Genomic DNA, 17,400 nt, shown 5'->3' with positions numbered 1-17,400 from the left:
AGTCTCCGGCTAGTTGGTGGTTAGATCGATGGCTTCACCTTCCACGAAGACGGCCACCGGTTGTAATTCTGCGTTGAGCACCACAATGTCCGCCCATGCACCCGGAGCGAGGCGACCACGCTCGGTCTCGCCGAGATAGTCCGCCGGGTAGAGCGACAAGCGATTCGAAGCATCGGCCAAGTCCAAGCCAAGTCCGACGAAATTGCGCAGTGCTTGATCCATCGTCAGCACGCTGCCGGCCAGCGAACCGGTCGCCAGTCGCACGCAACCCAGGCACTTGTAGACGCGCTGGCTGCCAAGCCCATACTCGCCGTCCGGCATGCCGGTGGCCGACGTTGCATCGGTCACACCGTACAAGCGCGGGATGGCGCGCAAGGCTGCGCGGATCGCGCCCGGCTCCACGTGCTGCAAGTCCGGGATAATCTCCGCGTACTCTGCGTGCGCCAGCGCTGCGCCGACGATGCCGGGCTTGTAGTGATTCAGTCCGGTCATGCCGTTGTACAGGTGCGTGAAGCCAGCCGCACCGGCCTTCAGCGCGGCCACGCCGTCTTCATAGGTGCCATTGCTATGGCCAATCTGCACGCGGATGCCGAGTTCATTCAATTGCGGGATCAATTCCAGGTGGCCGTCCACTTCCGTCGCCAAAGTCATGGCGCGGATCGGCGCCAGCTCATGATAGCTGCGCACCAAGTCCATGCTGCCGACCGCGATGGCATCCGCAGGCTGCGCGCCAAGGCGGTGGATACTGAGGAACGGGCCTTCCAGGTGCACGCCCAGCATGCGCGCGCCGCCGGTTGGCCGCTCGGCTATCGCCGGCGCCAGCCCGCGCAGGGCGCGGCGGATCGAGTTGTCGGTGGCGGTCATGGTGGTGCCCAGCATGGCGGTGGTGCCATGCTTCGCATGCGCGCGCGCCACAGTGGCGCCAGCGTCGCCGCCTTGCATGATGTCGACACCAGCCGCGCCGTGCACGTGCAGGTCGACAAAGCCGGGCAGGATGGTGAGCGTGCTATCCGCGTTGTTGTCTTCGCGGATGTGTTGAATCCGCTGGTCGAAACTGATGCTGCCGTTGATCCAGCCGTTCGGGGTGAGAATACGTCCACTCAGCACAGCATCACTCCGCGATCAAGACTTCGATGCCCGCTTCCAGCAGGCCGTCGCGGTATTCCGGGCTGATGCCGGCGTCGGTGATCACCGTGTGCACGCGATCCAATTGTACGATGCGGTGCAGGCTTACGCGGCCGAACTTGGAGGCGTCGGTCAGCACGATGATCTTCTTGGCGCGTTCCACCATCTTGTGATTCAGGCTGGCCTCCGCCTCGTGGTGGGTGGTGACGCCGAACTGCAAATCGAAACCGTCCACGCCGAGGAACAGCTTATCGAAGCTGTAGGCCTGCAAGCAGGCTTCGGCCTGCGTGCCTTGAATCGACAGCGATTGCTTGCGCAGCAGGCCGCCGGTCAGGATCAAATCCACGCCCGGCGCGTCGGCCAGCTCCCAAGCGATATTCAGGCCGTTGGTCATGACCGTGATGTTTTGCGCCTCGCGCAAATGGCGCGCCAGTGAGATGGTGGTGGTGCCGGAGTCGATGATGATGTTATCGCCCGGCTGCACCATTCGCGCGGCGTAGGCGCCGATGCGCGCTTTCTGCTCGTGGTTGATGGCATCCTTCTGCGGCACCGTGTGTTCGGTCGGCGGCGTGCGGGCGAGGGTGGCGCCGCCGTGGCTGCGCGTGGCTAGCCCTTGGGATTCAAGCGCACTTAGATCGGTGCGGATGGTCACCGCGGAAACGCCCAACTGCTCTACCAGTTCGTTGACCTGCACCGAACCGTGTTGGGTGAGCGCCTGCAAAATCGAGGCGCGGCGTTGACTGGTATGTCGCATGGCTGTGCTGATAATTTTTCAAATATGGCAGCTTAACAGATTGCGGCAGCGGCGCTAATCTGTTCGTTGCTGCCAGCGGCGGCGTTGCGGTTGCAGGCGCGCGCGTACTGCGCCAGCAGGCGGCCGATTTTGTGCTCAAGCAGGGCGTTGGCCTTGGCCGCCAATTGGCCTTGCAGCACTTCCAGATACTGCTCCGGCAGGTGCTGGCTTAGCAGCGACAGCGGAATCTCCAGCGCGTCCAGATTGGCGACCAGTTTCTCGACGGCGGCTACCACCGGCGCTTCGCCCCAGTAGTAGCGGCAGCGGTCACTCAGGCCGTAGCGGCGCAGCAGGCGCTGTTCGGCGCCGCTGCCGGGGTAGTGTTTGGCCCAGTGCTTGGGCTGCGCCAGCATGGTCTCGTCCAGTACTTGCATCAGGCGCGAGACTTGGCCGGCCGGCACCAGTTCTTCTTCGATTTGGCACAGCGCCATCAGCGCCTCGCGCAGGGCGAAGGTGGCGGCCGGGCCGACCTTGAGGATGGCGAAATGGTCGCGCACCATGGCGTGCAGCGCCGATTCGCGCTGGTAGTCGGTGGAGTGGGCCTCGAACACGATGCCCGGCTGGCCGGCCACGAAGGCCGACAATTCGGTGGTCTGCTTCGCATCGTAGTGCTGGATGTGGGTGTGGTCGAAGTCCACGCCCGGCTGCACCACCATCGCAATCACGCGCCGCCATGCGGCGTGCAGGTTCTGATCTATGAAGGCTTTGCGGTGCACGTCCAGCGTGCGCTTGGCCGCTTCCGGCGAGGTGACTGCGCCTGCTTGGGCCAAGTTTGCTTCGCCACCCGGAATCGGCACCTCGGTGCCGATCACGTACACCGGCGGCGGCAGGCCGGCTTGTTTGGCTGCCTGCTCGGCGACGATGCACAGGCGCGCGGAGCGGGCGGCAATCACTTCATCGCTCAGGTATTGCGGATCGTCGGCGCAGCGCATCGAGCAATCGAGGTGGATTTTGTGGAAGCCGGCCGCCGCGTAGGCCGCGATCAGCGTTTCGGCGTGCTGCATGGCGGTGGCTGCATCCAGTCCTTGCCACGCATTGGGGCCGAGGTGATCGCCGCCCAGCACGAGGCGCTCCAGCGGGAAGTCTTGAGCGCCCGCTAGCGCATGCACGTAGTCGACGAACTGCGACGGCGTCATGCCGGTGTAGCCGCCGAACTGATCGACCTGATTCGAGGTCGCTTCGACCAGCAGCACGGTGTCATAGATCGCGGCAACGCGCATGGCGGCGCGCAGCACGCTCGGGTGGCTGCAGCACACGCTATACAGGCCGGTGGCGTCGCCACGGCGGTGCGCGGCAATGATTTGCTGGACGGGGGACAGGGAATCGGTGGTCTTCATGTTTAACTCAGTTGTTGACGGGCGAGGAGGGCTGCACCGCGCGCGCCGCCGGCATCGCCAAAAGCAGGCGGCAGGACGGGAGGCGTGCGGACGCCCGAGAACAGGTGGCGGTTCATCGCTGCCGGAAGTTTTTCGTACAAATGCGCCAGTTGCGACAAGCCGCCGCCCAGCACAATCGCGTGCGGATCGAGCGTGATCACCAGCGTGGCCAGTGCATGGCCCAGAAGATCGAGATGCACGTCCAGCGTTTGTTGCGCCGTCGCGGAACCGGCTTGCGCGCGGGCGACGATGGTCAGCGGTGTTTCATCGCCGCCGCCGAAGTGGCGGTACATCTGCTGCATGCCGGGGCCGGAGACGTAGCGCTCAAGGCAGCCTTTCCTGCCGCAAGGGCAGTCGTAGAGCGGCAGACCATGCGGTGCTAGCAGCGATGCGGCCAGCGGCCAGTGGCCCCATTCGCCAGCGACGCCGTTGGAGCCGCGCATCAAGCGCCCATTGGCGCAGTAACCGCCACCCGCGCCGGTGCCAAGAATCGCGCCGAACATGGTCGCCAGGCCATCAGCCGCGCCGCCCTGCGCTTCGGACAAGGCGAAGCACTGGCAATCGTTGCCGATGGCGAGTGGGCGCTCCAGCGCTTCTTCCAGCGATTGCACCACCAAACGGCCGTTCAGCGCCGGCACGTTGGAGCTGAGCTGGCGGCCGGTCACGCTGTCGATCACGCCGGGCAGGCCGATGCCGACCGGCGCGCGCAGGCCCAATGCCTCGTCGGCGCGGGCGATTAAGCCCTGCATGGCGGCGATGAATTCGGCGAAGTCGGTGCCGGGTGTGGCGATGCGCTCGCGGTGGACTTCGCGTAATTGAGCATCTTCCTCGGCAAACGACACCAACTCAATCTTGGTGCCGCCGATGTCGATGCCGTGGTAGCCGTTTTTAGAATTCGTCATGGCGATAAATGGTGACGCCTTGAACCACGCGGTTCACGATGCCGCCCGTGAAAGGATTATCAGGACGCAGTTGCAGCAGCGCCGATTGATGCAGCGCGTATTGCTGTGCCATCAGCAGCCACAGAGGCGCCAGCCACGCATCCGGCCATGCCGGCGTATCAATGGCGAAGTCGCCGCCCGCGCCGATGGTCAGCACGTGCGCCGCCACCTGGTCGCGGCGCAGTTCCTCCAGCAAATCGTGTTCGTAGCGGCGCGACAGCGGATCGGCGCTGCGGAACAGCAGCACCAGCGTGTCGCACGTAACGGCGGCTTTCGGGCCGTGACGGAAACCGAGAGCGCTATTCGCCATCGTCATCACCGCGCCTGCGGTCAATTCCATGATCTTCAACGCGGCTTCTTTCGCCAGCGCTTCCAGCGGGCCGCTGCCGAGATAAATCACGCGCGACACGCGCTCCGCCGCCAACTTTGCTACCGGTGCCCCCCATTGCTCGGCTGCTTGCTCGCCCAAATCGGCCAACTTACTCAAGCGCTCCGGCTGGAAGTCAGGATCAAGCACGCTCAATGCCGCCAGCAGCATGCAAGTGAAACTGCTGGTCATGGCGAAGCCGCGATCGCAGCTAGCCGGGGGCATCAGCAGATTCAAGGTATCGGCATCGCCGGCGCTTTGCTGCGCCAGTGCGCCTTCCGCATTGCAGGTGATGTTGAGGAAGCGCGCATTCGGCACGAGATCGCGCACCAATTGAACGGCGGCGGTGCTCTCCGGGCTGTTGCCGCTGCGGGCGAAGGACACCAGCAGCGTCGGCGCGCCGGTTTCCAGATACAGGGCAGGGTGGGTCAACAAGCTGGTGGTCGAAATGGCGCGCACCTGGCACGGCCACGCGGCGTTGATTTCGTCCGCAATGATTTCGCCCACGTACGCCGAGCTGCCGGCGCCGGTCAGGATCACGCGCTGCTGCGAACTGCGCAGGCTGTCGCCGAGGAAGGCGGCGATGCGGCTTTGTTCCGCGCCCAGATGCGTCGCCAGCTCGCGCCACAAGGCCGGCTGGTGAGCGATTTCTTCTGCGGTATCGAGGCCGCCGATATCGCGCCATTCGTCGGTCGTACGCTGGAATAAGGTAGTCATCGAAAGATTTTCTCTGGTGAAGGTCAGGGAAAGAGTAAGGTTTAATTTTCGAAATGTCAAATACGAAAGTAAAAAGAAAGATATTCCCTGCAACAACTTTGTTTGAATGTACCGTTTTTACTACGAATTCGAAAGTATCTGCTGCTGACATCACCTAATACGAAAGATTTTGCTAATTATTTTTCGATTTCTTCTTTCTTTTTGTTGACCGTGTTTGCTTTTATTTCTAGAGTAAGTGCAGAGTCTTTCGAAAGTAAAACCAAAACACAACACCGAGGGAGAGTTCAGCATGCATCACCACAGCCGTTTTAAGCCACGCAACAACGCCATTCGCCAAGCGACGGCCATCCTGATCGGCCTGACCATGGCTGCCGCAGGCAACCACGCGCTGGCCCAGTCTAACGCCACCACCACTATTTACGGCGAGGTGACCTCGCCGGCCGGTGCCACCGTGGTGCTGGAAAATCTGGACACCGGCGCGCAGCGTACCCTGACGCCGGATGCGTCGGGCCGCTACGTCGCCAACTCCATGCCGCCGGGCCGTTACGCGGCGCGCGTGGTGCGCAACGGTACGGTTCAGGATACGCGTGAAATTGAAGCGCTGGTCGGTAGCGGCGCGGAAGTCAATTTCGGCGGCAAGCTGGCGGAAGGCCAGACCGTGGTGGTGCGCGCAACGCGTACTTATATTGATGTCTCCAACACCAATAACGGCGTGGTGTTCACTGCCAAGGAACTGAAAGCGCTGCCGGTGGCGAACGATATCGCCTCGGTGATCCAGCTGACGCCGGGCGTGGCGCGCGGTACCAACAGCCAATACGGCAATGCGCCGTCGATTGGCGGCTCGGGCCAGTCGGAGAATGCGTTCTACGTCAACGGCTTCCCGGTCACGAATATCTTGACGCAGGTGGGCGCATCGGAATTGCCATTCGGCGCGATCTCGAATATGCAGGTGCTGTCCGGCGGCTATGGCTCGGAGTTCGGCCGCTCCACCGGCGGTGTGGTGAATATCACCACCAAGAGCGGCGGTAACAAGTTTCAGTTCGGCGGCAAGCTGTCCACCATTCCAGGCGGTTTGAAAGGCAAGCAGGAGAACACCTACTACCCGAACACCGGCGCCAACCCGGACACCGACGGCAAGCTGATTTACTGGAACCGCGATAACACCAGCACCACCAAGGTCGCCGGCCTGTATGGCAGCGGCCCGATTATCCAGAACAAGCTGTTCGCGTTTGTTGGCCTGGAGCGCAGCAAGACCAATAGCGAATCGATCGGCGCGACTGCCGACGCTTCGGCTACCGCGCTGAAAACCGGCTGGTCGACCAGTGACTCCACCGTGGATCGCGGCACCATCAAGCTCGATTACAACCTGAGCGAAGATCATCACTTCGAATACACCAAGCTGTATGACCGCACCCGCGTCAGCAGCCGCTCGTATGGCTATGATTACGCCACCCATACCAGCAACAACGTAGCGGGCAACGCTGGCGAAGTTACTACCAACTGCTGCGGCGCATCGGCTGCACCGGGCTCCAATATCGACATCTACAAGTACACCGGCTACCTGACCGAGAACCTGACGGTAACCGCCTTGTACGGCAAATCGCGTACCCGCCACGAGCGCACCCCGAACGGCTACAACCCCTCGCTGCCGCAGATTTCGACCGGCGCCACCGTGCAGGTGCCGGGCCTGAGCTACAACACGCCGCAAACCGTCACCGGCAATCTGGTCGATCCGGCGTCGGGCGACAGCCAGAAGGGCAAGCGTCTGGACTTGGAATACCGCTTGGGCGATCACTCTCTGCGCGGCGGTATCGACCGCATTGACGTGGAATCGATGGTCGGTTTCTCGCTGGCGGGCGGCTACCGCTGGACTTACCGCAAGGCGGCCGATCCTAACCGCGCCATCAACGGCGCGTTTGAAACCCCGGCGCAGGGCGGCGGTTATGGCACGCAGGGCTACTACGTCAGCCGCGATGTGTACTCCAACCTCGCCAAGCCGACCAGCGAACAATCGGCGCAATACATCCAGGATCACTGGCAGATCACGCCGCGCGTGCTGCTGGATCTGGGATTGCGCCGCGAGCAGTTCACCAACTATACCAGCACCGGCGATGCCTTCATCTCGCAGCGGAACATGATCGCGCCGCGCCTCGGCGCAACCTGGGATTACGCGGGCGACGGTTCGATCAAGCTGTTCGCCAACGCCGGCCGCTACCACTTGCCGGTGCCGTCCAACCTGTCGTCGAACATGGCTGCGCCGTTCACGTCGACCAGTGAATTGTTCACCTACACCGGCGTTGATCCAACCACCGGCGCACCTACCGGCCTGCATCAAATCGGCAAGCCGTATTCGGCCAACAACGCTTACGGCCAAAGCCGCGATGCGCGCGAAGTCACCGCCATCGATTTGAAGCCGCTGTCGCAGGATGAGATTTCGCTGGGCTTTGAGAAGGCGCTCAGCAAACAGCTGGTAGTCGGCGTGAGTGGTTTGTATCGCCGTCTGAACGACACCAATGACGATACCTGCGACCAGCGTCCTATCGATGCGTGGGCCGAGCGTAACAACGTCGACACCAGCCATTGGGGCGGCTTCCAGTGCGCCATTATTAATCCGGGCCGCGACAACGCGCTGTGGATTGACTTCGCCGATGGCAAAGGCCTGCGCCGTGTTGATATTTCGGCGGCGGAGTGGGGCAATCCGAAACCGGATCGTACTTACAAGGCGTTGAACTTCTTCGTTGAGCACCCGTTCAGCAACGGCTGGTACGGCAAAGTGACTTATACCTTGTCCGCACTGAAGGGCAATATGGAAGGCCAGACCGACACCATCGGCGGCGGCGACGTGGGCCTGACTGTCAGCGATGACCACAAGGAGTTGATGTACAACGCCTACGGCTATTTGCCGGGCGATCACCGCCACTCGATCAAGGCGTATGGCTTCTACCAAGTGATGCCTGAGCTGTTCATCGGCGGTAATCTGAATCTGACTTCCGGCGCGCCGCGCAACTGCATCGGCGAACTGCCTGCGGATCTGAAGTTCGATAACGACTATGGTGCGGCTTACTTCTACTGCAACGGTAAGCCAACCCCGCGCGGCAGCCAGGGACGCCTGCCGTGGCAAGCGCAGCTGGATTTGAATGCGATCTATCAGCCGCGCTTCGCCAAGGGCTTGAGTCTGAAAGTGGACGTGTTCAATGTGTTCGACCGCAAGTCCGTCACCCGCTACAACGAAACGCGTGAAGACGGCGGCGCTATCGCCCACAGCTACCTGCAAGTGGCCGGCCGCACTGCACCGCGTTCCGTGCGCCTGACCGCCGAATACGAATTCTAAGAGGAGGAGATGATGATGCAACGACGTTTGTTTTTGTATTCAGCAGCACTATTCTTGAGCGCTTGCGGCGGCGATGGCGCCACGCGCGCCGAAGCGCCGGCGCAGTCCTTGGCCGCGCCAGCTGCCACCACGGTCGCCGGCACTACGTCGACCGTAGCCTTGGCCGGCAATGCCTTCATCACCTCGGCCCCGGCCGGGGCGGGGGAGGTCATTAACGACAACGGTCTCGCCAACTGGAGCAACGCTAACAGCGTGACCAGCGCATACTTCCGCGTGGCGTCCGCCGGTTCTGTGACGCTGGGTCTTGATGCGCGCCTCGCGGGCAGCAACAACAGCACCATCCGCGTGACGGTCAACGGCACGCCGTTCACCGTGGCGCTGGCCGGCACGGCGACCAAGACTTACGCGGTCGGCACCGTCAACGTCGCGGCGCCGGGCTACGTAAAGGTGGATCTGCAAGGCGTGAGCAAGGATGGCGGCTACTTCGGCGACGTTTCGGCGCTGAAGGTGACCACCACGGCCACCGTCAACTACGCCAACGATGCGGCCAATTACTACTGGTCGCGCCGTGGCCCGTCGGTTCACATGAGCTACACCACGCCGGCCAACACCGAGTACTTCTACAACGAGATGACCATCCCCACCGGCCAGGATCCAATCGGCTCCTACTTCATGGCGAATGGTTTCAGCGGCGGCTACTTCGGCATTCAGGTCAAGTCCACTACCGAGCGCTGGATTCTGTTCTCGGTGTGGGATGCGGACAACGGCGCCAAGACCACGCTGGTGAGCAAAGGTGCAGGCGTGGTCGATAACAGTTTTGGCGGCGAAGGCACTGGCGGCCAGTCCTACCTCGTGTACAACTGGATCGCCGGGAACACCTACCGCTTCATCACCCGCGCGCGTCCTGACGGCAGCGGCGGCACTAACTTCTCGGCATGGTTCTACGCGCCGGAGACTGGCGTTTGGCGCTACATCGCGACGTGGAAGCGTCCTGCGACTGTGACTTACCTGACGAGCAATCACTCGTTCCTGGAGAATTTTATCGACACCAACGGCTATACTGGTCGCCGCGTTCAATACGGTAATCAGTGGGCGCGCAATGCGAACGGAACGTGGTCGGAAGCGACCATCGGCCGCCTCACCGGCGACGCCACCGTGACCAATGCGCAGCGCATGGACTATGCGGGCGGTTTGGAGAATGGCCGGTTCTATCTGCGCAACGGCGGCTTCTTTGCCGACTATGTGCCGGTCAATCAAAACTTTACCCGGCCGGCCACCGGCCAGCAACCGACGGTGGACGTAAGCAGCCTGCCGCAATGATTTTTTGAAGGAGTACCATGAAATCTGTTTTGAATCGACGTGACTTTCTGGCGGCAGGCGCCGCTCTTGCGGGCAGCATGATGCTGCCATCGGCCTTCGGTGCGACGCGCCAGCGCGTGCGCCTCGGCATGATCGGCACCGGCATGCGCGGCCAGGTGCTGCTGCAAGAACTGCTGCGCCGCGACGACGTGGAGGTGGCGGCGCTGTGCGATATCGAGCCTATCATGCTGGGCAAGGCGCTCAAGCAGGTAGAGAAGTTCAACAAGCCGAAGCCGAAGACCTACGGCGAAGACCGCGATCAGCAAGCCTACAAGCGCATGCTGGACGCGGGCGGCCTCGATGGCGTGATTATCGCCACACCATGGGAATGGCATGCGCCGATGGCGATCGCCGCGATGCAGGCCAAGATTCCGGTCGGTTGCGAAGTGGTGGCTGGCGTCACGCTGCAAGATCACTGGGATGTGCTGAACACGCAGCTGAAAACGCAAACGCCGTATATGCTGCTGGAGAATGTGTGCTTCCGCCGCGACGTGATGGCAGCGCTGCAAATGGTGCGCGCCGGCGTGTTTGGTGAGCTGGTGCACCTGCAAGGCGGCTACCAGCATGATCTGCGCGCGGTGAAGTTCAACAACGGCGATCCGGCCAAGCCTTACGGCAGCGGCATTGAGTACGGCGCCAAGGGCTGGTCGGAAGCGCGCTGGCGCACGCAGCATTCGGTGCAGCGCAATGGCGAACTGTATCCGAGCCATGGCATCGGCCCGTGCGCGATGTACACCAACATCAATCGCGGCAACCGCTTCACGCGCATTAATGCGTTCGCCACCAAGGCGCGCGGCCTGCATGACTACATCATCAAGCAGGGCGGGGCGAATCACCCAAGCGCGAAGACCACCTTCAAGCTGGGCGACGTGGTGACCACCACGCTGGCTTGCGAAAACGGCGAGACCATCATCCTGCAACACGATACCTCGCTGCCGCGTCCTTATTCGCTGGGCTTCCGCGTGCAGGGCACTGACGGTCTGTGGATGGACGTGAACAACGGCATCCATATCGAAGGCAAGAGCAAGCCGCACGAGTGGGATGACTTCAAGGTTTGGCAAGACAAGTACGACCATCCGCTTTGGAAGAAATATGCCAAGAATGCGGAAGGCGCTGGCCACGGCGGCATGGACTTCTTTGTGATCCACGCCTTTGTGGAAGCGTTGAAAGCGCAAGCGCCGATGCCGATCGATATCTACGATGCAGTGACGTGGAGCGCCATCACGCCGCTGTCCGAGCAGTCGATTGCGCAGAACTTCCAGACCCTGGACTTCCCGGACTTCACGGCCGGCCAGTGGAAGACGCGCAAGCCGATTTTTGCGTTCGATGACCGCTATTAATTAGCGCTAATAATGGCCGGGAAAAGGCGGTGTACAATCTGGGCGCTTAAATTTAACTCTTGCGCCCATGCTTTCACGCCGTCTTTTCCTTGTTCTTTTGTCTGCAGCCGCAATCGCCGGCTGTAAAACCACTCCCGTCGCGGAGACGCCTGTCGTGCAGCCGCCGGTTGCCGTTCCTGAACCCCTGCCGCCTAAAAAGATCAAGATCGGCCTCGCCCTCGGCGGTGGCGCCGCGCGCGGCTTTGCGCACATCGGCGTGATCAAGGCGCTGGAAGCGCAGGGCATTTACCCTGACATCGTGGTCGGCACCAGTGCCGGCAGCGTGGTTGGCGCGCTGTACGCAGCCGGTAACACCGGTTTCCAATTACAGAAGATGGCGATGGAGATGGACGAAGCGCAGATTTCCGACTGGGCCTTGCCGCTGTTCCGCAAGAGTACCGGCGTGCTGAAAGGCGAGGCGCTGCAAGCCTACATCAATAAACTGGTCAACAACCAGCCGATGGAAAAGCTGAAGATTCCATTCGGCGCGGTGGCTGCTGACCTCAAGGACGGCAAGCCGATTCTTTTCCAGCGCGGGAATACCGGCATGGCGGTGCGCGCATCGTCGGCGGTGCCGGGCGTGTTCCAGCCGGTGACGATCAGCGGCCATACTTATGTTGACGGCGGCCTGGTAGCCCCGGTGCCGGTGCGCTTTGCGCGCGACATGGGCGCGGACTTTGTGATCGCCGTGAACATCTCGACGCAAGCCGACGTGCAAGCCACCGTCAGTTCGCTGGACGTGATCATGCAGACCTTCTCCATCATGGGCCAGCGCATCAACGAATATGAACTGCGCGATGCGGACATCGTCATCACGCCGCCGCTGGGCAAAATGGCCGGCAATGATTTCAATGGGCGCAATCAGGCCGTATTGGCGGGCGAGCAGGCCGCCGCGCAGGTGATGGCGCAGATTAAACAGAAACTCGAAGCTAAACGTCGACCATAAGGAAGTAGCTATGCAAACCAAACCATACCTGTCGCTCGCCGACGTGAAGAAAATCGCTGCCGCCGCCGAGGCGGAAGCGGTGGCCAATAACTGGCCGGTGGTGATCGCCATCGTCGACGACGGCGGCCATCTGCTGTGGCTCCAACGCCAGGACGGCGCCAACCCGCTGTCCTCGCACATCGCTCCAGCCAAGGCGCGCGTTTCGGCGCTGGGCCGCCGCGAATCCAAGCTGTATGAAGACATGATCAACAACGGCCGCGTTTCGTTCCTGAGCGCCCCGGCGCCGATGGCGGATGGCATGCTGGAAGGCGGCGTGCCGATCATCGTGGACGGCCACACCATTGGCGCAGTGGGCGTCTCGGGCGTGAAATCGACCGAAGATGCACAAATTGCAAAAGCCGGCATTGCAGCGCTGAACTAAAAAATAGGCCGCCTGCGCAACGCCGGCGGCCTTGCCAAGCAGGGCAGATTTGGTTATAATTCAAAGGTTTAGCCAAATCATATCTCTACCGTAGCGACTACCACTCATCCATCATCAATCTGACCAACTCCCCCGTGGTGCGTAAGCTCCTGGGTCGCTTGAGGGTCGTCTGACGTGGCGCAGCTACGGTAACTTTATCAGGAGTTGCCCTTGCCGCCATTTTTTTCTGGCCCCGCCGTTCCAGCCATACTGGCCCTCGCTGACGGAACCATTTTCAAAGGTTTTTCGATCGGCGCTGCCGGCCATACGACCGGTGAAGTGGTCTTCAACACTTCCATGACCGGCTACCAGGAGATCCTCACCGATCCTTCCTACAGCCGCCAGATCGTCACCCTGACGTATCCACACATCGGCAACTACGGTATCAACACCGAAGACGTCGAATCCACCAAAGTGCACGCAGCCGGTCTAATCATCCGTGACCTGCCGCTGATCGCTTCGAACTTCCGCTCCACCCAAACGCTGTCCGACTACCTGAAGGCCGAGAACATCGTCGCCATCGCCGGTATCGACACGCGTAAGCTGACCCGTATCCTGCGCGAGAAGGGCGCGCAATCCGGCGCTATCGTCACTGGCACTCAAGGCAACGAGCCGTCGGTTACCCAGGCACTGGATCTGGCGCGTTCGTTCCCGGGCCTGTCGGGCATGGATCTGGCCAAGGTGGTCACCGTGAAAGACAAGTACGAGTTCACCGAAACCGAGTGGGCGCTGGGCGAAGGCTACGGCAAACTGGCCGATACCAATTTCCACGTGGTCGCCTACGACTTCGGCGTCAAGAAAAACATCCTGCGCATGCTGACTTCGCGCGGCTGCAAAGTGACCGTGGTTCCTGCGCAAACCACCGCAGAAGAAGTGCTGGCCCTGAACCCGGACGGCGTATTCCTGTCGAACGGCCCTGGCGACCCGCAGCCTTGCGATTACGCGATCGCTGCCGCCAAGGTGTTCATGGAGAAGAAGATCCCGTTGTTCGGTATCTGCCTCGGTCACCAGATCATGGGCCTGGCCTCCGGCGCCACCACCCTGAAAATGAAATTCGGCCACCACGGCGCCAACCACCCGGTGCAGGATTTGGACAGCAAACAAGTGCTGATCACGTCCCAGAACCACGGCTTCGCAGTCGACCCGAACACGCTGCCGGCCAACTGCCGCGTAACCCACGTGTCGCTGTTCGACGGTTCGCTGCAGGGCTTCGCCCGCACCGACACGCCGGCGTTCTGCTTCCAGGGTCACCCTGAAGCATCCCCTGGCCCGACTGACGTCGCTTACCTGTTTGACCGCTTCATCGGCCTGATGGAAGCAACGGAGAAAAAATAAATGCCAAAACGTTCTGATATTAAAAGCATTCTGATTATTGGCGCTGGCCCGATCATCATCGGCCAGGCCTGCGAATTCGACTATTCCGGCGCACAGGCTTGCAAGGCCCTGCGCGAAGAAGGCTACAAAGTCATTCTGGTCAACAGCAACCCTGCGACCATCATGACCGACCCGGAAATGGCCGACGTCACCTACATCGAGCCTATCACCTGGCAAGTGGTAGAAAAGATCATCGCCAAGGAAAAACCGGACGCGATCCTGCCGACCATGGGCGGCCAGACTGCGCTGAACTGCGCGCTGGATCTGCACCGCAACGGCGTGCTGGATAAGTACAAAGTTGAACTGATCGGCGCAACGCCAGAAGCCATCGATAAGGCAGAAGACCGCTCCAAGTTCAAAGATGCGATGACCAAGATCGGCCTGGGTTCGGCCCGTTCCGGCGTGGCGCACTCGATGGAAGAATCGTGGGCAGTGCAGAAGGAAGTCGGCTTCCCAACCATCATCCGTCCATCGTTCACCATGGGCGGCAGCGGCGGCGGCATCGCTTACAACGAAGAAGAATTCGAAGCGATCTGCAAACGCGGCCTGGAAGCTTCGCCAACCAACGAGCTGCTGATTGAAGAGTCGCTGCTGGGCTGGAAAGAGTACGAGATGGAAGTGGTGCGCGACAAAGCGGACAACTGCATCATCATCTGCTCGATCGAAAACCTGGATCCGATGGGCGTGCACACCGGCGACTCGATCACCGTTGCACCAGCTCAGACCCTGACCGATAAAGAATACCAAATCATGCGTAACGCCTCGCTGGCGGTACTGCGTGAAATCGGCGTGGATACCGGCGGTTCGAACGTGCAGTTCTCGATCAACCCGAAAGACGGCCGCATGATCGTCATCGAGATGAACCCGCGCGTATCGCGTTCGTCGGCACTGGCATCGAAAGCAACCGGCTTCCCGATCGCTAAAGTAGCGGCGAAACTGGCAGTGGGCTTCACGCTGGACGAACTGCGCAACGAGATCACCGGCGGCCAGACCCCGGCCTCGTTCGAGCCTTCGATCGACTACGTCGTGACCAAGGTGCCGCGCTTCACCTTCGAAAAATTCCCAACCGCTGACCACCACCTGACCACCCAGATGAAATCTGTCGGTGAAGTGATGGCGATCGGCCGTACCTTCCAGGAGTCGTTCCAGAAAGCCCTGCGCGGCCTGGAAGTCGGCGTCGATGGCCTCAACGAAAAAACCAAAGACCGCGAGAAGATCGAAGAAGAACTGGGCGAACCTGGCCCTGAGCGTATCTGGTACGTGGGCGACGCCTTCGCCCAAGGCTTCACGCTGGAAGAAGTGCACCAGCTGACCAAGATCGACCCATGGTTCCTGATCCAGATTAAAGAGATCGTCGACCTGGAACTGTGGATGGACACGCAGAAGCTGGAACAGCTGGACAAGACCACGCTGTACAAGCTGAAACAAAAGGGCTTCTCGGATCGCCGCCTGGCCTTCCTGCTGCAAACCACGCCGGCTGAAGTGCGCAAGTACCGCCACTCGCTGGACATCCGTCCGGTCTACAAACGCGTTGACACCTGCGCCGCAGAATTTGCGACCAACACCGCGTATATGTACTCGACCTACGATGAAGAGTGCGAGTCGAATCCGACCGACAAGAAGAAGATCATGGTGCTGGGCGGTGGCCCTAACCGTATCGGCCAAGGTATTGAGTTCGACTACTGCTGCGTGCACGCTGCGCTGGCCATGCGCGAAGACGGCTACGAGACCATCATGGTCAACTGCAATCCAGAGACCGTGTCGACCGACTACGATACCTCGGATCGCCTGTACTTCGAGTCGCTGACGCTGGAAGACGTGCTGGAAATCGTCGAACTGGAAAAACCAGTTGGCGTGATCGTGCAGTACGGCGGCCAGACCCCATTGAAACTGGCGCTGGATCTGGAAGCCAACGGCGTGCCTATCATCGGCACCTCGCCGGACATGATCGACGCTGCGGAAGACCGCGAACGCTTCCAGAAAATGCTGCAAGACCTGGGTCTGCGTCAGCCGCCTAACCGCACCGCGCGCACCGAAGCTGAAGCGCTGGCACTGGCACAGGAAATCGGCTATCCGCTGGTGGTGCGCCCTTCCTACGTGCTGGGTGGCCGCGCGATGGAAATCGTTCACGAGCAGCGTGACCTCGAGCGCTACATGCGCGAAGCCGTCAAAGTATCGAACGACTCGCCAGTGCTGCTGGACCGCTTCCTGAACGACGCCATCGAGTGCGACGTCGACTGCATCTCGGACGGCGAAACCACCTTCATCGGCGGCGTGATGGAGCACATCGAACAAGCTGGCGTCCACTCGGGCGACTCGGCCTGCTCGCTGCCACCGTACTCGCTGGCGCAAGAGACCATCGATGAACTGAAGCGTCAAACCTCGCTGATGGCCAAGGGCCTGAACGTGGTTGGCCTGATGAACGTGCAGTTCGCAATCCAGAAGCAAGACGGCAAAGACGTCGTCTACGTGCTGGAAGTGAACCCGCGCGCATCGCGTACCGTGCCTTACGTGTCGAAAGCGACCGGCCTGCAACTGGCCAAGATCGCCGCGCGCTGCATGGTCGGCCAGAAGCTGGCGGATCAAGGCATCACCAAGGAAGTGGTGCCGGATTACTACAGCGTGAAAGAAGCCGTGTTCCCGTTCGTGAAATTCCCAGGCGTGGACACCATCCTCGGCCCAGAGATGAAATCGACCGGTGAAGTGATGGGCGTTGGTAAAACCTTCGGTGAAGCCTTCGTGAAATCGCAGCTGGGCGCCGGCGTCAAGCTGCCGAAATCGGGCAAGGTATTCCTGTCGGTGAAATCGTCGGACAAGCCGCGCGCCGTGAAAGTGGCGCGCGACCTGGTCGACATGGGCTTCACCTTGGCTGCAACCAAGGGCACCGCGGCGGTGATCTCGGCAGCTGGCATTCCAGTCACCGCGGTGAACAAGGTAGTGGAAGGCCGTCCGCACGTGGTCGACATGATCAAGAACCACGAAATCGTCCTGGTCATCAACACGGTGGAAGAGAAGCGCAACGCCATCATCGACTCGCGTGCCATCCGCACCTCGTCGCTGGCATCGCGCGTGACCACGTACACCACCATCGCCGGCGCTGAAGCGGCAGTGGAAGGCATCCGTCATCTCGACGAATTGCAAGTGTACGATTTACAAGGGCTGCATAAAACCTTACACTAAGCCCTAATAGGTTTAGGTAGTACCCGGACCACAGAGCTCGCGCAGGCAGTAT

The 17,400-nt window shown here is 61.2% G+C and carries 12 protein-coding genes; 7 read left to right on the top strand and 5 right to left on the bottom strand.

The window, feature by feature from the left end; all coding sequences use genetic code 11:
- Positions 1-9: 9 nt before the first annotated feature.
- Genes nagA through GTP45_RS14285 form a run of 5 tightly spaced genes read right to left on the bottom strand, consistent with a single transcriptional unit; the run spans position 10 to position 5,319 of the window.
- Positions 10-1,107 (bottom strand): N-acetylglucosamine-6-phosphate deacetylase, encoded by a 1,098-nt coding sequence (gene nagA, locus GTP45_RS14305; protein ID WP_161014545.1) that lies wholly within the window; start codon positions 1,105-1,107, stop codon positions 10-12.
- A 4-nt stretch (positions 1,108-1,111) separates the two neighbouring features.
- Positions 1,112-1,879, bottom strand: a complete 768-nt coding sequence (locus GTP45_RS14300) for a DeoR family transcriptional regulator (RefSeq protein ID WP_161014544.1) — start codon at positions 1,877-1,879, stop codon at positions 1,112-1,114.
- A 32-nt stretch (positions 1,880-1,911) separates the two neighbouring features.
- Positions 1,912-3,255: a D-tagatose-bisphosphate aldolase, class II, non-catalytic subunit gene (locus tag GTP45_RS14295; RefSeq protein WP_217363357.1), complete on the bottom strand. Its 1,344-nt coding sequence runs from the start codon at positions 3,253-3,255 to the stop codon at positions 1,912-1,914.
- 2 nt (positions 3,256-3,257) lie between these two features.
- On the bottom strand, positions 3,258-4,196 hold the full coding sequence (locus tag GTP45_RS14290; RefSeq protein ID WP_161014543.1) for an ROK family protein: 939 nt from the start codon (positions 4,194-4,196) through the stop codon (positions 3,258-3,260).
- Positions 4,183-5,319, bottom strand: a complete 1,137-nt coding sequence (locus GTP45_RS14285) for an SIS domain-containing protein (RefSeq protein ID WP_161014542.1) — start codon at positions 5,317-5,319, stop codon at positions 4,183-4,185. Before GTP45_RS14285 ends, GTP45_RS14290 begins: the two co-directional genes overlap by 14 nt.
- 289 nt (positions 5,320-5,608) lie before the next feature.
- On the opposite strand from GTP45_RS14285, the gene GTP45_RS14280 reads away from it, so the two are divergent.
- The 7 genes from GTP45_RS14280 (at position 5,609) to carB (ending at position 17,348) form a co-directional block, all read left to right on the top strand.
- Complete coding sequence (locus GTP45_RS14280; protein WP_161014541.1) at positions 5,609-8,650, top strand: TonB-dependent receptor; 3,042 nt, start codon at positions 5,609-5,611, stop codon at positions 8,648-8,650.
- A gap of 9 nt (positions 8,651-8,659) precedes the next feature.
- Positions 8,660-9,970 carry a DUF3472 domain-containing protein gene (locus tag GTP45_RS14275; protein ID WP_229258459.1) on the top strand — a complete coding sequence of 437 codons (1,311 nt, stop codon included), beginning with the start codon at positions 8,660-8,662 and terminating at the stop codon, positions 9,968-9,970.
- A gap of 17 nt (positions 9,971-9,987) precedes the next feature.
- The gene (locus GTP45_RS14270; RefSeq protein ID WP_217363356.1) at positions 9,988-11,349 is read left to right on the top strand and encodes a Gfo/Idh/MocA family protein; all 1,362 of its coding nucleotides are present in this window, start codon (positions 9,988-9,990) and stop codon (positions 11,347-11,349) included.
- 67 nt (positions 11,350-11,416) lie between these two features.
- Positions 11,417-12,334: a patatin-like phospholipase family protein gene (locus GTP45_RS14265; RefSeq protein WP_161014540.1), complete on the top strand. Its 918-nt coding sequence runs from the start codon at positions 11,417-11,419 to the stop codon at positions 12,332-12,334.
- 10 nt (positions 12,335-12,344) lie between these two features.
- Positions 12,345-12,755, top strand: coding sequence for a GlcG/HbpS family heme-binding protein (locus GTP45_RS14260; protein ID WP_161014539.1), 411 nt, complete (start codon positions 12,345-12,347; stop codon positions 12,753-12,755).
- Between the two features lie 210 nt (positions 12,756-12,965).
- A complete protein-coding gene (gene carA / locus GTP45_RS14255) occupies positions 12,966-14,129 on the top strand; it encodes a glutamine-hydrolyzing carbamoyl-phosphate synthase small subunit (protein ID WP_161014538.1) in 1,164 nt (387 codons plus the stop codon).
- On the top strand, positions 14,130-17,348 hold the full coding sequence (gene carB / locus GTP45_RS14250) for a carbamoyl-phosphate synthase large subunit (RefSeq protein ID WP_161014537.1): 3,219 nt from the start codon (positions 14,130-14,132) through the stop codon (positions 17,346-17,348).
- The last annotated feature ends 52 nt before the right edge of the window (positions 17,349-17,400 follow it).

It is taken from the genome of Duganella rivi (assembly GCF_009857435.1).
GTDB lineage: Bacteria > Pseudomonadota > Gammaproteobacteria > Burkholderiales > Burkholderiaceae_D > Rugamonas > Rugamonas rivi.
The sequence above is the reverse complement of the archived record's forward strand: the minus strand, read 5'-3'. Positions and strand labels throughout refer to the sequence as shown.

Excerpts from the sequence above, each read along its gene's own strand:
- GTP45_RS14300 (WP_161014544.1), bottom strand. The coding sequence starts at position 1,879 with ATGCGACATACCAGTCAACGCCGCGCCTCGATTTTGCAGGCGCTCACC.
- GTP45_RS14295 (WP_217363357.1), bottom strand. The coding sequence starts at position 3,255 with ATGAAGACCACCGATTCCCTGTCCCCCGTCCAGCAAATCATTGCCGCG.
- GTP45_RS14290 (WP_161014543.1), bottom strand. The coding sequence starts at position 4,196 with ATGACGAATTCTAAAAACGGCTACCACGGCATCGACATCGGCGGCACC.
- GTP45_RS14285 (WP_161014542.1), bottom strand. The coding sequence starts at position 5,319 with ATGACTACCTTATTCCAGCGTACGACCGACGAATGGCGCGATATCGGC.
- GTP45_RS14280 (WP_161014541.1), top strand. The coding sequence starts at position 5,609 with ATGCATCACCACAGCCGTTTTAAGCCACGCAACAACGCCATTCGCCAA.
- GTP45_RS14275 (WP_229258459.1), top strand. The coding sequence starts at position 8,660 with ATGATGATGCAACGACGTTTGTTTTTGTATTCAGCAGCACTATTCTTG.
- GTP45_RS14270 (WP_217363356.1), top strand. The coding sequence starts at position 9,988 with ATGAAATCTGTTTTGAATCGACGTGACTTTCTGGCGGCAGGCGCCGCT.
- GTP45_RS14265 (WP_161014540.1), top strand. The coding sequence starts at position 11,417 with ATGCTTTCACGCCGTCTTTTCCTTGTTCTTTTGTCTGCAGCCGCAATC.
- GTP45_RS14260 (WP_161014539.1), top strand. The coding sequence starts at position 12,345 with ATGCAAACCAAACCATACCTGTCGCTCGCCGACGTGAAGAAAATCGCT.
- carB (WP_161014537.1), top strand. The coding sequence starts at position 14,130 with ATGCCAAAACGTTCTGATATTAAAAGCATTCTGATTATTGGCGCTGGC.